This is a genomic window from Maribellus luteus, assembly GCF_003576475.1.
Taxonomy (GTDB): domain Bacteria; phylum Bacteroidota; class Bacteroidia; order Bacteroidales; family Prolixibacteraceae; genus Draconibacterium; species Draconibacterium luteum.
Window position 1 is genome coordinate 46,259 of the sequence record NZ_QWGR01000010.1, and the last position, 16,817, is coordinate 63,075.

Genomic DNA, 16,817 nt, shown 5'->3' on the forward strand with positions numbered 1-16,817 from the left:
ACAGAATGAAAGCAGAAAGTTCAAAGGAAAGCGATAACAGATCGAACGAGGGGATGCAGCGCAGAACCGTGCTAAAAGCACTGGCTGGCCTGCCGGTTGTCGGTTTTATGGGATTTGAGATATTCAAAAAGAATAACTACGCCATTGAAAAAAGAAATTCGGTTTTAAAGGAACTCGGACTTGATTCCATCGAATTTCCGGAAAGTAATTATGGCAAAACGAAACCTTCCGGGGAGCTGATTCGAATCGGGTTTATTGGATTTGGAACACGGGCCACACAGTTGTCCAAAGCGCTGGGTTTTATGCACCCAATGGAGGTGAAAAAAGGACAGCAAAACAACACGCTGACCGACTGGCTGGGACAGGAATACCTGAACGTAGCCATTACCGGGATTTGCGACGTGTTTGACCTGCATGCTCAAAAAGGAATGGCCACAGCCGGGAATGAGATTCGTCCCGGCGGGCAGGATGCGCCCAAACTACCCGTAAAAAGGTATGCCTCGTACCAGGAAATGTTGGCGGATAAAGATATTGACGCGGTGATTATTGCCACGCCCGACCATCATCATGCGCGCATTGCCACCGAAGCAGCCCGCGCCGGTAAGCACATTTATTGCGAAAAAAGTCCGGCATTGAACGAAGAAGAGCTAAACGAACTTTATACGGCCGTAAAAAACAGCCAGGTTGTGTACCAGCTGGGCCATCAGATTACACAGAGTATTGTGTTTCAGCAAGCCAAAGAGATTATCAAAAAAAATATTCTGGGCAAAATTACGCTGATAGAAACCACCTCGAACCGGAATACTGCCAACGGAGCCTGGATCAGGCATTTGGATCCGAACGGAAATCCGAAACCGGGAAACGAGGACACCATCGACTGGAAACAGTGGTTGGGAAATGCTCCGGATGCTCCTTTCAGTGTCGACCGATATTACAACTGGACCAAGTGGTTTGATTACGACACCGGGATGATCGGGCAATTGTTTACCCACGAGTTCGATGCGGTAAACCAGCTGCTGCACATCGGTATTCCTCAGTCGGTTACTTCCTCCGGTGGTATTTACTACTGGAAAGATAACCGCGAAATGCCCGACTCGCTGCATTGTGTGTTTGAATATCCGAACCGCGACTTAACCCTGCTTTACAGCGGTAACCTCGCCTCCAGTCGTGGCCGCGGACGGGTGTTTATGGGACACGATGCTTCGATGGAACTGGGAAACAATGCCATTATTATGGCTGATCAAAATTCAACCCGCTATGCAGAAGGAATCCGTTCGGGAGCAATAGACCCCGGAGCACCCATGATTTCGTTTAACCCGGGTGCCGGGCAAATTGATGCTGTAAGCTCCGCTTCCGAAAAATATTATGCATCGAGGGGACTGACTACCACCAGTATCAACGGACGAAATGTGGATGTTACACACCTCCACCTGCTCGAATGGCTGGAGTGTATCCGGAACGGCGGAACTCCGAGTGCCAACATCGAAATGGCATTTCAGGAAGGAATTGCCTGTATTATGGCACATCGGTCTTACCTCGAAAAGCGAACAATGAGCTGGGACAGCGAGAACAAGAAAATTGTATAAGTGAAGGATCGATCTTCAAAATGAATAAATATTCTAACTGCTAATCAGAGGGATAGAGAGAGCGTTCCTGATGCAGTTTCTATCCACTTTTAAACCTTATGAACTATGGAAGAAAATATAAAAAAGACTACGCGTCGTGCCTTTTTGTCTCAGACCAGCATGGTGGCAGCAGGCCTTACTCTTGGCGCACAATCGGTAAGTGCGAAAAGTTATTCCCGGATACTGGGATCGAACGATAAAATCAGGGTTGGTTTTATCGGGGTTGGAAACCGGGGCACGCAGGTAATGCATGAGTTTATGAACGAAGCCGATTGCGAAGTGGCAGCCCTGTGCGATGTTTATGAACCGTACATAACCCGCGACCGTTCGCAGGTAGATCCGCGGTACATCGAAACCCGTCCGCGCCAGATTCCGCAAATGGGCGAAAACTTTGGCAAAGATGTGGGCCGTTATGCCGACTACCGTAAGTTGCTGGAAGATAAAACCATTGATGCCGTTTATATCGGCACGCCGGATCACTGGCATGCGCTTCAAACCATCGATTCGATAGAGGCAGGAAAAGACGTGCTGGTAGAGAAACCGCTTACCAAAAGCATTCACGAAGGAAGGGCGATCATAAAAGCCTGGGAGAAAAGTAACCAGGTGGCCGGGGTTTGTTTAAACCGCCGGGGCTCGGGAACGTATCAACGGCTGGCACAGGAAATCCCCGCAGGAAAGATCGGAAAAGTAACTTTTGCTTTAAGCAGTCATGTTTCAAACATGGCACCCAACGGCATCGGGAAAATGAAACCCGAAAAACCGCCGAAGAATTTCGACTGGGACATGTGGCTGGGCCCCAAACCTTATAGGCCGTACCAGTACAATATTGCACCCTACATGTTCCGCTGGTGGGAAGAATACGACAACCAGGTTTTGAACAACGGGGTACACTCGCTTGACCTGATTCGGTGGTTGTTAAATGAAAAAGCACCGGTTTCGGTTACTACCCTGGGAGGAAAATATGTGGTGGACGACGACCGCACGATTCCTGACACCATGCAAACGATTTTTGAATTCCCGTCCGGAGCGATTGTCTCCTTTACCCAGCTCGAAGGCAGTTCCGGCAGCCTGGTTCGCCAGGGATTCCTGGAAATGCGCGGAACCAAAGGAACACTCTATGCCGAGGGAAACAACGGATACAAGATTGTTTCCACATCAAGCGGTCAGTTTCAGACCTGGGACAAGCTGATGGCAGACGAAAGCTACGAGGTGGAAAGCGCCGGCAACGGAAAACTGTCGGATGGCACGTACGCCAATCCGGGAGCCAATATTGTGCGCAACTTCCTGGATTGTGTGAAATCGCGCGAAATGCCCATGGTTTCGCTCGAAGAGGGACACCTTTCCACGAACATGGCCCATTTGGCAACCATCTCTTTGCAGGTGCAGCAAACCCTTAAGTGGGATGCCGAAAAGGAAATGATCACCAACTGCGACGAAGCCAACAAGTTATTGTCGTACGAATACCGGAAACCCTGGCAATTATAAATAGCTGCATTTCCCCATTGGGCATTCAGTGGGGAAACTTTCTTTTATGAAACGTGCGGCAGCACTAAAATTCCGCAATGGAACGACGTAGATTTTTAAAAGACTCCGGCATGCTCTGTCTTTTGGGTATGTGCAACATTGTGCCCGGAAGTTGCAGCTCGCAGTCCCCCGGTAAAATATACATTGCAGATACTGCATCGGCCGTGGAAAAAGAACCGCTGCTTCAGCCCTTCGGTTTTAAAGGCGGCTACTTGTCGGAACTGTGGCAAACGGCAGCGCGGTTAAGCGGTTCCGGCAACAACAAGGTGGTAGGCCTGGGCACACAAAGCGTATTGTGGTCGGATCAGAAGGTATTTTTGAACCACTCCGAAACAGAAGGTAACGCAATGATGTATGCCATCACCCAAAGGGCTTTGGAGATACTCAAAGGCCAGTATTATACCAACCCCGTGGAATTACTGGAGAGCATCATGGACGAGTTGCTTGCTTACGGCAAAAAAGTGACGGGCAATCCTCACCTTCGGAAAACATTTGTACTAAATGCCCTTGTGGCCGTGGACAATGCGCTTTGGCTGTTGTATGCAAAAGAGAACGGGATTACCGGTTTCGACCAGATGATTCCGGCCGAATACCGGCCAACCTTTTCGGAAAAACACCAAAAAATTGCAGCTATTCCGCTGATTTCGTATGGAACAACGCCCGAACAGTTAAAACAGACGGTTGATGAGGGTTACTTTTTTATGAAGATAAAAATCGGGCAGCCGGGTTCACAGGAGGAGATGCTGCAGAAAGATACCGAACGCCTGAGTGCCCTTCATGAAATGCTAAAAGATGTCCGAACACCGCACACCCAGTCGGGCAAACTCCCTTACTATTTTGACGCAAACGGGCGGTACGAGACCAAAGAAACCTTTCTCCGGTTTCTGGATCATGCCCAAAAGATAGGTGCATTTGAGCAGATTGCTATTATCGAAGAGCCTTTTCCGGAAGAACATGAAACGGATGTAAGCGACATCCCGGTACGTCTTGCGGCCGATGAAAGTGCCCATACCGATGTGGATACCGAAAAGCGGATTGAAATGGGATACCGGGCGGTGGCGCTTAAACCCATTGCCAAAACACTGAGCATGACCATGAAAATTGCCAAAGCCGCCACCGACAGGGATGTTCCGTGTTTTTGTGCCGATTTAACCGTGAATCCCGTTTTGGTGGAATGGAACAGGAACATTGCCGCCCGGCTGAAACCATTCCCGGGGCTTCAGAACCTGGGCCTGCTCGAGAGCAACGGACATCAGAATTACCGGAACTGGGAAAAAATGATGGGCTACCTGCCCGACCGTAACAAGCCCTGGGTGAATGTCAGCAAGGGGCTGTTCACCACCGGTGAGGAGTTTTTTAAAGACGGAGGCGGCATTTTTCAGCCATCAGAACATTACAACGAATTATTCGCGAACTAATTTTCAATTGAAGAGGTAAGAATGAATTTTCTAAAAAAAATAAAAGAGTTTTTCAGGTCGCTGGGGCCCGGATTTATAGTGGCTTCTGCGGCCCTGGGCCCGGGAAGTATTACGGTGGCCTCCCGGATAGGCTCGGAACATGGGTATGCGTTTCTGTGGGTCATTGTGCCGGCCGGAATTTCAATGGTGGCTTATGCTTCGATGGCACTTCGCTTTGGAGTCTCCAACAAGGACTCTATTTTACAGTCCATCGCTTCGAACTACGGCCGCTGGTTTGCCGGTGTAATCGGGATTTCCGCTTTTCTGTCGGCTTGCAGTTTCCAGTTTGGAAACAACCTGGGGATTGGAATTGCCATGGAAGGAATAAGCGGAGTGGATGAACGGGTATGGCCGTTTGTTTTTACACCGCTGGGAATGCTCCTGGTTTTCTGGGCTAAAAACCTATACAAAATACTGGAAAAGCTAATGGTAGGTATGGTTATGATCATGATCCTGGCCTTCTTTTTTAATCTCGTGCTGGCTAAACCTGATCCGGTGCAACTGGCCTCCGGGTTTATTCCGCATTCCTTTGCCCTTGAAAATCTGGATATAATAGCTGCTTTGGTGGGAACCACGTTTGTTTTGCACGGGTCGATCTATCAGGCGTATTTTGCCCAGGACAAAGGCTGGAAAATTTCAAGCCTGAAAAAAGGATTGACGGATACCTACATGGGAATTTTCGTACTGGCGGCTGTCTCCATCCTTTTAATAACCACCTCGGCTGCCATTCTTCACCCACAGGGAATAATGGTTCGCTCGGCAGCTGATATGGCCATGCAACTGGAATCCTTATTCGGCAGTTCGGCTAAAATCGTTTTCAGTATCGGGCTTTCTGCGGCTGCTTTTTCATCGCTGATGGTGAATGCTGTGATGGGAGGGGGCCTTCTTTCCGATGGTTTGGGGCTGGGGCGTTCGATGAATGAAAAAATGCCCAAAGTTTTTACTTCTGTTATACTATTGATCGGGATGCTGGTGGCTGTGTTTTTTAAAGGCGATGCGGTTTATGCCCTCATTTTAGCTTCGGCATCTTCTATTTTGGCGGTTCCCTTAATTGCCGCCGGTATTGTTTTGATCATGAACAATGCTAAAGTAATGGGCAAGTTGAAGAACAATACCTGGCAAAATGTATTAGCCATTCTGGGGTTCATCCTGATCAGCATCATGGTTTATTTTATGTACAATAAAATCGTCGTTTATATTCAATCACTGTAACTAAAAAATTATGCCAATTCCTGATGTAACAGACTTAACACGTGAGCTGATCCGGCTGAATACGGTTAATCCGCCGGGCAACGAGGAAAGTGCTGCAAAACTATGCGGTGCATGGCTCGCCGGAAATGGTTTTGAGGTGGAATACATACCTTACGAAGAGAACCGTTTGCACCTGGTGGCCCGAAATAGAAGCGGGAAAGGAGAGCGTCCCCTGGTTTTTTCCGGTCATTTTGATACGGTTCCTTTTGCCGTGGAAAACTGGACTGTTTCCCCGCTTGGGGGAGACATCAAAGACGGCAAAGTTTACGGCCGCGGTTCGAGTGATATGAAAGGCGGGCTGGCAGCGATGATGGTTGCCGCCATTCGTGCGGTAAAGCAAAAGCCTGATGCGAATGTTTGCCTTGTTTTTACAGCGGGGGAGGAAACCGGTTGCCAGGGAGCCAAACATCTTGTTTCAACTTACAAAGAGTTTGCGGAGGCAAAAGGAATTGTGGTGGCCGAGCCCACCGGAAACATCCCTGCCATCGGACACAAGGGAGCACTTTATTTGAATGTAACGGCTACCGGTAAAACCGCTCACTCGTCGATGCCGCACCTGGGCGATAATGCCATTTACAAAGTAGCGCGCGCCATTTTAAAGGCCGAAAGTTTTGATTTTAAAGAGGAAAAGCATCCTTTGCTGGGCCTTTCAACGCTGAATGTGGGAAAAATGCAGGGGGGAGCGAATCTGAATTCGGTGCCCGATTATGCCCTATTTACCATCGATGCAAGAACCACGCCCCATACTAAGCACAGTGATCTGCTCCAGCGGTTGACGCAGGCACTGGGAACAGACGTTGCCATTGAAACACTGGTTGATATGGAGGCCGTATCGACAAACGAAGCAGATACTTTTGTGCAGCTCGTTTACAGTACATGTGGAGTTACCGGGCAAACGGCGGGTTATCCAAAGTCGCTCCCTTACCTGACGGACGGAGCTGTGCTTCAACCTGCTTTTAACGGGGCTCCGCTGGTAATTCTGGGGCCGGGAGAACCTGAAATGGCACACAAAACAGATGAGTTTTGTTGTTTGGATAAACTTACAAATGCAGTAGAAATATACACGAATATAATTTTGAAAGGAGATAGTTTACAATGAGGAAATATCCGGATAAATTTGAAACCGAAGACGCACTGGAAGAGCAAATGTCGCGTCCGGGGAAAGAGGTAGTTGAGTGGGCCAGACGCCTGGACGGAGACATTATCTTTTTAGGGATTGCCGGAAAAATAGGTCCTTCGCTGGCACACATGGCCCGGCGGGCGTGTGACGAAGCCGGTGTGAAAAGGAGAATCATCGGGGTTTCACGTTTCAGCAATGCGGAAGAAAAGAAACACATCGAAGAACTGGGCATTGAAACCATCCAGGGCGATTTGCTGGATACCGCTTTTTTGAAGAGTCTGCCCCAAGTGAAAAATGTATTTTTTCTGGCCGGAATGAAATTTGGCGCCGAAGATAACCTGTCGCTTACCTGGGGCATGAACACTTTTCTGCCCGGTTTGGTGGCCGAACATTTTAAAGACTCGAGGATCGTTGCCTATTCAACGGGTTGTATTTACCCTTTGGTTCCCGTAGAGTCGGGAGGCTCGGTGGAAACAGACCGCCCCGAACCCGCAGGAGAATATGCTCAGTCGTGTCTGGGGCGCGAGCGGATGTTTGAATATGGCAGCAAAAAATACGGAACGCCGGTAACGATCATCCGGCTAAACTATGCCGTGGAGCCGCGTTACGGGGTACTGGTTGATATCGCAACAAAGGTGAAGAACCAGCAGCCGGTGGATTTGGCCATGGGGTATTTTAACATCATCTGGCAGGGCGATGCGAATGCCATGGTGCTGCGTTCAACCGAACATGCCCAAAGCCCGGCACTGGCATTGAATATTACCGGGGAAGAGACCTTGTCGGTGCGTGCGGTTGCCCGGCAATTCGGCGAATTACTGGATGTGGAACCTGTTTTTAGTGGCAAAGAAGCTCCAACAGCTTTGTTGAGCAATCCGGCAAAAGCCAGTGCTCTTTTTGGCCCGGCAACAGTTCCGGTAGAAAAAATCATTCAGTGGACAGCAGCCTGGATGAAGGAAGACAAAAAATTATTAGGAAAACCTACTCATTTCGAAGTGAGAGACGGGAAATATTAAAAAGAACGGAAACATGGATAAGAAAGAAATTCAGCAAAACATATTGGATGCTTTTAAAAAAGGAACGGTGATTCCGGCGCTTCCGCTGGCACTCGATAAAAACCGAAAGCTGGATGAACGCCGCCAGCGCGCGCTTATGCGGTATTACCTGGATGCAGGAGCCGGAGGTGTGGCCGTGGCCGTGCATACCACCCAGTTTGAAATCCGCTGGCCCGGGGTAGATCTTTTCAAACCGGTTTTGGAAATTGCGCGGGAAGAATTTGACCGTTTTGAGGCAAAAGAACATAAACCCGTTTTCCGGGTGGCCGGAGTAATCGGAAAAACAGAACAGGCAGTGGCCGAAGCAAAACAGGCGCTCGACAGCGGGTTTCATGCGGTATTGCTAAGCGTGGCAGCCTTTGCCAATGCCACCAACAACGAGATTATTGAACATTGCAGGGCGGTAGCGAGTGTGATGCCGGTAATCGGTTTTTACCTGCAACCTGCTGTTGGCGGACGCAGGCTCGACACCACTTTCTGGCGCGAGTTTGCCCGCATTGAAAATGTAATTGCCATCAAAATGGCTCCCTTTAACCGCTACCATACTTTTGATGTGGTGCGGGGCGTGGCAGAGTCGGGCAGGGCAGACGAAATTGCGCTTTATACCGGTAACGACGACAATATTCTGGTTGATCTGCTGGCGGAATACAAAATCGACGTGGGCGGACAAGTGGTGAAGAAGCAGATTGTGGGCGGTTTACTCGGGCATTGGGCGGTGTGGACCCGCTCGGCTGTTCAGCTGCTGGAAAAAGTGCAGCAAGGAGAAATGGACGGAGACATCCGGGAGGTGCTGACCCTGGCCAACCAGATAACCGACAGCAACGCAGCCTTTTTTGACGTGGCCAACAATTTTGCGGGATGCATAACCGGAATCCACGAAGTACTGCGCCGCCAGGGGCTGCTTGAAGGCATCTGGACCCTGAATCCGGACGAAGCACTTTCACCGGGGCAGAAGGAAGAAATAGACCGGGTATACGCGGCATATCCTCATTTAAACGACGACGAATTTGTGCGGGAAAACCTGCATAAATGGCTGGAATAAGCGGAGAAACTTATCTCCGTTCCTAAAAGTTATTTCCTTTTTCACCGGCGCAGGTGGGTAATCTGTTTTCAAAACATAGAAAATGCACGATTGCAAATCTGCGCCGGTGTTTACCGGCTTCAGTAAAAGCCATTTCCCATTTTTCAAAGCAAAGAGAACCCCCGGAATCAATGATTTATATAACTTCACGGCAGTTTTTTCAGAACGAAAAAATAGCCGGGGAGATGGACATATTTGTTTTTTAACGGCTTGAAAGCAGAAAGACGCCTGGCTTTGAGTACTTCTAAATCAATTTGTACAATAAAATAATTGAACCGATGAGTATGTTTCGATTTTGCAGCAGGAAAAAAGTAGTGTTATTGATGTGGCTGGTATTGGCCAGTGGCTTTGCGATGGGGCAGGCCGTAATACCGCGTCCCAATGCAGTGGTGAAGCACGAAGGTGTTTTCACGGGTGGAAATGAGTTGACGGTTTTTAGCAGCAACGATGCCTTTCGTTCGCTGATTCCCGGATTTGCCGAATCGGCCCAACGTTTGGCCGGCTTGTCGGTGGTGGAGAACAAGAAGGCTGCCGTTCGCCTGGTGCATAACCCGAAAATAACGAATACCCAGGGCTACCGGCTTACCATCGGCCCCAAAGAAATTACCGTGGAGGCTTCCACCGGGCAGGGCTGTTTTTACGGATTACAGTCGTTGTTGCAGCTGTTTGTGTTTTCCGATACACCGGGAGAGATTGCCTGCGCACAGATCGACGACGAACCCCGGTTTGGCTGGCGGGGCTTTATGCTCGATGAATCCCGTCACTTTTTTGGGGTGGAAGAGGTAAAAAGACTGCTCGACCAAATGGCACTGCAGAAGCTCAACGTATTTCACTGGCACCTGACCGACGAACCCGGCTGGCGGATCGAAATTAAAAAATACCCGCTGCTGACCGAGGTGGGCGGCATCGGAAACCAAAGCAACCGGCAGGCTCCGGCTCAGTTTTACACCCAGGACGAAATCAGGGAGATTGTGGCCTACGCCGCTGCACGTTTTATCGAAGTGATCCCCGAAATTGACATGCCCGGACATGCCACGGCTGCCGTAAAGGCATACCCCGATTACAGCGGGGGCGGCTCTGAAAGACACCCCGACTTTACCTTCAACCCGGGAAACATGGCCACGTATGCCTTTTTAACCGATATTTTGCGCGAAGTAACCACGCTTTTCCCGTCGCAGTACATTCACATTGGCGGCGACGAAGTGAGTTTTGGAAACCAGCAATGGCCCACACTGCCGGGCGTAAAACGCCTGATGGAAGAGCAGGGCCTGACAAACCTGGTGGAAGTGGAGCACTGGTTTTTGCAGCAGATGACCGATTCGGTGGCAGCGCTGGGAAAGAAAGTGATTGGCTGGGACGAAGTGGTTTCGTCGGGTATCGACAGCGACAAAGCCCTTACCATGTGGTGGCGGCACGATAAACCCGAAATTCTGCTGCAAGCGCTCGAAAAGGATTTTCCGGTGATCCTGTGTCCGCGCATCCCGCTGTACTTCGATTTTGTACAAATTGAAGAGCATACTTCGGGGCGGAAATGGGGCGGGAGATTTGCGCCCGTTGAAAGCGTGTATCGTTTTCCTTCCGAAGAATTTTTACCGGTGTCGGCGTTGGCAAACCCCAAAGTGCTGGGGATTCAGGCCAACTTATGGACCGAAACCATTGCCACTGCATCGAGGCTGGAGTTTATGACCTTCCCGCGTATTGCGGCGCTGGCCGAAGCCGCCTGGACAAACGACGCAGCCAAAGACTACAACGATTTTCAGCAGCGGATACAGAAGATGTTCCAAGTCTATCAAAAAGAGCAGATTGAATATTTCGACCATATCTCGGGGAAAGACGCCGAAATAAAAGGCCCTCAGAAATAGTGGGGAATTAATGACTTTTAGCGGTGAACGACACAAGCTTTTACGTTGATGGACTGATGGACTGAATGCAGAAATGCTTAAATGCTATAATTTTTCTGCAACACGGCATCACGGCATCACCGAATTGTAAGCTATTGCTAAATTGTAAAACGGTTAAATTGCAAAGGGCATGGAGCATAGAGCGAAGGGCATGGAGCGCAACTCTGAACTCTGAACACTAAACTCTGAACGACAAGCTTCGAGCTGCTAGCCATGAGCTGCGAGTACAACAACACGGCATCACAACACCACGGCACCACAGCAATACGGCTCCTTCAGATTGCTTCTCCGTCCGTCTGCTGCCGGACGAATCGCAATGACGCCCGTTTTGTTTTCGTTTGGCAGCGGACATAAGGTGTCGTAACTGGAAATTGTTTGCTGCTGTCCGCTGCCGGAACACATCGTCGTTGACGTTACGACGAGTTTGCGAAGCCAACTCCTTCAGGAAGCATGGAGCGAAGAGCATGGAGCACAGGGCAAAGAGCTCAACTCTGAACGACAAGCTTCGAGCTGTGAGCCATGAGCTTCGAGTACAACGACACGGCATTACAGCAATACGGCTCCTTCAGATTGCTTCTCCGTCCGTCTGCTGCCAGACGAATCGCAATGACGCCCGTTTTTGTTTTCGTTTGGCAGCGGACATAAGGTGTCGTAACGGGAAATTGTCTGCTGCTGTCCGCTGCCGGAACACCTCTCCCTTGGCGTCATGGCGAGCTTGCGAAGCCAACTCTTTCAGGAAGCATGGAGCGAAGAGCATGGAGCACAGGGCAAAGAGCTCAACTCTGAACGACAAGCTGCGAGCTGCTAGCCATGAGCTGCGAGTACAACAGCACGGCATCACGGCAACACAGCCACTCTGAACTTTGAACTCTGAACTAGCTACCAGTGATTGCTAAACGGTTAAATGGCTATTTTGCCCTCCGAGCCCCAACGTCACCCCTCCGAAGTACTCCTTTGGGCTTCAGAGAAACTAATTTCAGCCTCGGAAGAACTAATTTGAACCTCAGAGCCTCAAGCGAGAGCCTTTTTGCCCCGAATTTTAACAATTGAGGCCCGCGCTTGAGCCTTTTTGCCCCGGCTTTTAACAAAAAAGGCTAAAATTAGTTTCTCCGAGCCTCAACGTTGAGCCTCGGAGGCCCAAACGCGGGCCTCGGAGGCCCAAACGCGGGCCTCTGAAGTACCCCTACCCACTTCTGAAGTACCCCTACCCACTTCCGAAGTACCCCTCTCCCTATCAAAAAGCCTTGAATTGTACGTTATTGCGATCTGTTCGTCGGATCAGGAACGGAGACGCAATCTGTAAGATTAACTGGCCCCTACTGCTATCTTTTCATTCTTGCTGCTACAGGATGTTCCGCCCCGATGGGGCTTATTTTTTCTCACCTCGAGTTTTCTATTAATAGCATCGCAACGCTGTTGCTAAAAAATCAGCTGCAGAGCAGCAAGATCGTTGTAGACAAACAGACAAAAAACCGTTAAGCTGCAGCGCAGCATAATCGGTTTAATCGTCGGAATAGTTGTTTTTCCCGGACAGTAATGATTAAGAAACGTTTATATTTTCTTCGAGCTCCGGAAAAAAATGTGCACCGGGAATCGCACTTCCGAAGTACCCCTATTAAACTGAAAACTACTCTATAACATATCGGCCGCTGTACTACCAACAATCTTTATGTTTATTTTAGAGCACGAAAAATCAATCATTCCCAATACATTGAAAATATCTCTTGCAAATACGAAACACAAATACACTTGGTTTTCCAGGATCAAAGCCAAAGAAATCAACGACTTAAAACAACAGCAACTAATAAAATGTATAGCACAGTGAGATATACACGTACGTTATGCCTAATATTAAATTGAGTCTGCTCAATACAAAAAACATACATTAACTAAACATGAACACAAACCAAAAAACATCTGAAAAAGGCTCCATTTGGAGAAAGTGGGATTTACATATTCATACTCCTTTTACAAAACTGAGCGATAACTTTAAGCAAGTTGGAGATGAGAATATTTGGGATACATTTTCCACAAAAATTGAAGAATCCTCTGTTGCTGCATTTGGAATTACTGACTATTTCTCTTGTGACAATTTTTTTCACTTCATAGATTTTCATAGAAATAAGTTCCCCGAATCTAAAAAGGTGTTTTTTCTAAATATCGAATTTCGGCTTGACATATCTGTAAATCCCAAAGGCGAAGAGGTCAATATTCATGTGATTTTTTCAAATCAAATTGAAAAAAATCAAATAGAGGATTTTTTGACCGATTTAAAAACAAATCATACAAATGTAGGTGGGGCAAAAATCTCATGTAAAAACCTACAAAAAGAGCAATTTGTTAGTGCTACAATTAATCACAACGAATTGGTAGCAAGTTTAAAGCGAATATTTGGAACAGAGAAAACATATATTATACTTGCCGCAGCAAACAACCAAGGACTTCGCCCACCAAGCAAATCTCCTAGAAAATTAGCTATAACTGATGAAATTGATAAATTATGTGATGCATTTTTCGGTGGACGTCAGAATGTTGAATATTATCTTCGGACGGATAGATATGAAACAGAAGAATTAGCAAAAGCAAAACCAGTAGTTAATGGCTGTGATGCCCATTCTTTTGATGACATGGACACTTTTCTCGGTAAATATGTTACCAAGGAAGTAGGTCAAAAGGTAGAGATTCTTAAGGATGTTACTTGGATAAAAAGTGACCTTACGTTTGAAGGATTAAAGCAAATTCTGTATGAGCCAACTTTTAGGATTAAAATAAACGAGTTAGAGCCTAGAACACCTATAAGAAGATTAAACTATATTAAATTCAATTTCCCAATCCAAACATTAATTAAGAGAAAAGATTCCAGAGAACAGCAAGATTTTTGTTTGAAGCAACTAAAACAACCTGTTTATTTCAGTGATTATTTCACATGTATTATTGGAGGTCGTGGAACTGGGAAAAGTACAATTATCAATTTGTTAGCTGAAAAACTTAATGAGAAAACGGATTTCTTCAAAAAGTCTGACCTACTCATTAATGGTTCAACCTATGATATTGAGAATGACCCTTCGAACCATATTGAAATATCTGGAACCAATGAAATTGAATTTGTTAGTCAAGGAAAAATTGAAAAATTAGCAGAAGCAAATGAGCTAACTAAGCTGATTTTTAATGAAAGAATAAAGGAAATTGAAAGCGATTTCATAGAGATTGAGAGTGATTTTGAAGACACTGTAAACAAGGTTGATTCTAATATTGATATTGTTTTTAAGTTAATTAAGAATTTCAATACTTCAAGAGAAAAGAAAAAAGAACAGCTTACAATTCAAAAAATAATTGACTCTATAAATGATGATAAATACAAGGAGATTACTTCAAAAATTAAAGCACTCAAAGAAGAATTGACTTCAATTCAAAACAGTGCAAAAAACTATGCTTCAATTATTGAAGAAATACATAGAATAACTACAGATTATAAATTGAATAAAATTTCTAATGATTTTGATTCGAGAATTGATGAAATTGTAAGTCATTTAATGTCATTGGAGGAGTTGCAGGAAAAAGATGGAGACATTGAAATAGTCTTAAAAAAATACGAAGCTGTAAATAATAGAATCCATAAAATAAATTCAGATTTAGAAGATGAAGCAAAAAAATTAAGAGAATTTTTTATCGAAAAAGGTACAAATGAGGAAACTATAAAGGATTCTCAAAAGGCTTCTGATAACTTGGCTAGAGTTAGTTCAGATATCGATAAACTTAAAGTAGAAGAAGAAAAGCTAAGAGCTCAATATCAAGAAAATTTAACAGACATAAATAAACTATCCAATATTTACGACAAGAATGAAGCATTAATTATTAACAGCCTTACGGCTATTAATAACAAGCTTAAGATTAACGATGAGAATGTTCTAGATATTAATTTCACTTTTGAATTTGATTTTGAATTTTATAAACAACAATTATTCGAAGAGTTTTATAACAAATTTAGAGAATATCATATTTCAGGTACCTCTGATTCTAGAGTAAAAGAAGTATTATTTCTAATTGTACCAGATAAAGAACTACTAAAGCTAGATTATAAAGCGTTTAAACAGAGATTAGATAATCTTATCGACGAAAATAATTACAGGCGCGAAAATAATTACGTAAAAATTGTTTCGAATATTTTTCAGAATACTGGTAACTATTCGATTTATCTGCACTTGGTTAGAAAGCATTTATTTAATCTTTCCAAGTATCTGAAGATTAAAGGATTTTACGGAAATAAAGAACTTGAGTCTTGTTCATTTGGTCAAAGATGTACAGCGGTAATTGTAACTCTACTAATGACAGGAGTAAAACCATTAGTTATTGATGAACCGGAAGCTCATCTGGATAACAAATTAGTAGCTGATTACTTAGTAGGACTTGTTAAAGAAAAGCAATTTGACCGTCAAATCATCTTTGCCAGCCATAATTCAAACTTTGTCATCAATGGAGATGCGGGGTTAATTCACATCTTAGACATTTCAAATGAAAGTGTTTATACCTCTAATACTTCGACAAGCATAGAATGTGTTGAGAATAGAAAGAAGTTACTTAAGCTGGAGGGAGGAGAAGAAGCATTCAAAAAACGAGAAAACAAATATGGAATATAAAATACTAGGAATTGTAAATTGCATTGCGGGGTTTGTGGTGTGTCGTTTGCTGGATTCTCGCAACATCGTTCCGTCCTGCCGGACAGGAACGCTCTCCGAAATCCGCCCCGACAACATGTACCAACCGTTGACGCCAAATTAAATGAAGCGAAATAACTACATATTATTAATATTGATTTTGATAAATTTCGGATGTAAAACAACTCTTAAAATATCTGAGATTAAAGATTTATCAAAAATTGAATTTGACAGCCTATTTATTCAACCAGATATTGAACTTTACGATTTTCGAATAGACATTATCAGACAAACAACAGAGGAACAAGTAAATGACTCTACAACTGAGACTGAAGATGTTCCGTATCACCTTCTTGGATTTAATTTGGGCAATGGTCTATTCTATGATTTGAATGACAATCTTTCCTTACGTATAGATTATTTATTAAATATTGATACCAAAAATGATTTTGAAATAGAGAAAGTATATTCTAAAAGTAAATGGAATCGGAGATTTAAAAGTCATGAAGGGAATTTTACGATTGAGTCCAAACGCAAAAAAAAGATTTACGATAAATTACAAGTAAAATATTTCAATGACAGTTTAAGTATTTCATTTAGAAATAAACATCGATATTCAATTGTAACAGTTGATTCGCTTACCAAATATATGAGTACAAAAAGAGTTATTGATAAAATTCAAAAAAAGGACAAAACCTTTTATTATCAAACACACAAGAGAAGTGTCGATGAGTATAAATTTGTTGACAAGGCTGTCATTCTTGACAATAAATATAAAGTTACACTAAATCAAACTGGAAATATTATTGAGATAATTCGGATAGGTAAAAAGAAAGATTATCCACGCTATAAAATTATTAGAGACGATGAAAATTTGTATATATTCAATGACAAGTTTTGCGGAAAGAAAATCGTAATGGGCGATGGTAGGTTCACTCTTTTCTATAATGATAAATTTGGATATGAAATTAAAAAATCAAATTAAAATCTGGCGTTAACAATGTGTAAATTTCAGAGCGGGGTCGGTGGTTTTCGAGCCGCAGATTCTTGCATGACCGTCATGTCCTACCGGACGCTGACGCTCTCCGATCCCGATAGCTATCGGGACGCCCCTACAACATGTACATCCGCTACCCGAATGCAAACGGAAC

At 45.1% G+C, this 16,817-nt stretch carries 10 protein-coding genes; all 10 read left to right on the forward strand.

What is annotated here, in order from left to right:
- The first annotated feature begins 5 nt into the window (after nucleotides 1-5).
- The 10 genes from D1614_RS16250 to D1614_RS16305 all read left to right on the forward strand — a co-directional run bounded on the left by D1614_RS16250 (nucleotide 6) and on the right by D1614_RS16305 (nucleotide 16,651).
- Nucleotides 6-1,586 (forward strand): Gfo/Idh/MocA family protein, encoded by a 1,581-nt coding sequence (locus tag D1614_RS16250; RefSeq protein ID WP_162304535.1) that lies wholly within the window; start codon nucleotides 6-8, stop codon nucleotides 1,584-1,586.
- 105 nt (nucleotides 1,587-1,691) lie between these two features.
- Nucleotides 1,692-3,110, forward strand: coding sequence for a Gfo/Idh/MocA family protein (locus D1614_RS16255; protein ID WP_119439023.1), 1,419 nt, complete (start codon nucleotides 1,692-1,694; stop codon nucleotides 3,108-3,110).
- Between the two features lie 110 nt (nucleotides 3,111-3,220).
- Complete coding sequence (locus tag D1614_RS16260; protein WP_206610052.1) at nucleotides 3,221-4,567, forward strand: mandelate racemase/muconate lactonizing enzyme family protein; 1,347 nt, start codon at nucleotides 3,221-3,223, stop codon at nucleotides 4,565-4,567.
- 21 nt (nucleotides 4,568-4,588) lie between these two features.
- Nucleotides 4,589-5,818, forward strand: a complete 1,230-nt coding sequence (locus tag D1614_RS16265) for an Nramp family divalent metal transporter (protein ID WP_119439025.1) — start codon at nucleotides 4,589-4,591, stop codon at nucleotides 5,816-5,818.
- Between the two features lie 10 nt (nucleotides 5,819-5,828).
- Complete coding sequence (locus D1614_RS16270) at nucleotides 5,829-6,956, forward strand: M20 family metallopeptidase (protein ID WP_119439026.1); 1,128 nt, start codon at nucleotides 5,829-5,831, stop codon at nucleotides 6,954-6,956.
- A complete protein-coding gene (locus D1614_RS16275; protein WP_119439027.1) occupies nucleotides 6,953-7,990 on the forward strand; it encodes an NAD-dependent epimerase/dehydratase family protein in 1,038 nt (345 codons plus the stop codon). The genes D1614_RS16270 and D1614_RS16275 overlap by 4 nt, the downstream gene beginning before the upstream one ends.
- 13 nt (nucleotides 7,991-8,003) lie before the next feature.
- A complete protein-coding gene (locus D1614_RS16280; RefSeq protein WP_119439028.1) occupies nucleotides 8,004-9,071 on the forward strand; it encodes a dihydrodipicolinate synthase family protein in 1,068 nt (355 codons plus the stop codon).
- Between the two features lie 317 nt (nucleotides 9,072-9,388).
- Complete coding sequence (locus tag D1614_RS16285; RefSeq protein ID WP_119439029.1) at nucleotides 9,389-10,972, forward strand: beta-N-acetylhexosaminidase; 1,584 nt, start codon at nucleotides 9,389-9,391, stop codon at nucleotides 10,970-10,972.
- 1,934 nt (nucleotides 10,973-12,906) lie between these two features.
- Nucleotides 12,907-15,648, forward strand: coding sequence for a TrlF family AAA-like ATPase (locus D1614_RS16300; protein WP_119439032.1), 2,742 nt, complete (start codon nucleotides 12,907-12,909; stop codon nucleotides 15,646-15,648).
- 142 nt (nucleotides 15,649-15,790) lie between these two features.
- Entirely contained in the window at nucleotides 15,791-16,651 is an 861-nt protein-coding gene (locus D1614_RS16305; protein ID WP_119439033.1) for a hypothetical protein, read from the forward strand.
- Nucleotides 16,652-16,817 lie beyond the last annotated feature (166 nt).

What these genes read in the sequence shown, in the direction of transcription:
- D1614_RS16250 (WP_162304535.1), top strand. Translation starts at nt 6, where the DNA reads ATGAAAGCAGAAAGTTCAAAGGAAAGCGATAACAGATCGAACGAGGGG.
- D1614_RS16255 (WP_119439023.1), top strand. Translation starts at nt 1,692, where the DNA reads ATGGAAGAAAATATAAAAAAGACTACGCGTCGTGCCTTTTTGTCTCAG.
- D1614_RS16260 (WP_206610052.1), top strand. Translation starts at nt 3,221, where the DNA reads ATGCTCTGTCTTTTGGGTATGTGCAACATTGTGCCCGGAAGTTGCAGC.
- D1614_RS16265 (WP_119439025.1), top strand. Translation starts at nt 4,589, where the DNA reads ATGAATTTTCTAAAAAAAATAAAAGAGTTTTTCAGGTCGCTGGGGCCC.
- D1614_RS16270 (WP_119439026.1), top strand. Translation starts at nt 5,829, where the DNA reads ATGCCAATTCCTGATGTAACAGACTTAACACGTGAGCTGATCCGGCTG.
- D1614_RS16275 (WP_119439027.1), top strand. Translation starts at nt 6,953, where the DNA reads ATGAGGAAATATCCGGATAAATTTGAAACCGAAGACGCACTGGAAGAG.
- D1614_RS16280 (WP_119439028.1), top strand. Translation starts at nt 8,004, where the DNA reads ATGGATAAGAAAGAAATTCAGCAAAACATATTGGATGCTTTTAAAAAA.
- D1614_RS16285 (WP_119439029.1), top strand. Translation starts at nt 9,389, where the DNA reads ATGAGTATGTTTCGATTTTGCAGCAGGAAAAAAGTAGTGTTATTGATG.
- D1614_RS16300 (WP_119439032.1), top strand. Translation starts at nt 12,907, where the DNA reads ATGAACACAAACCAAAAAACATCTGAAAAAGGCTCCATTTGGAGAAAG.
- D1614_RS16305 (WP_119439033.1), top strand. Translation starts at nt 15,791, where the DNA reads ATGAAGCGAAATAACTACATATTATTAATATTGATTTTGATAAATTTC.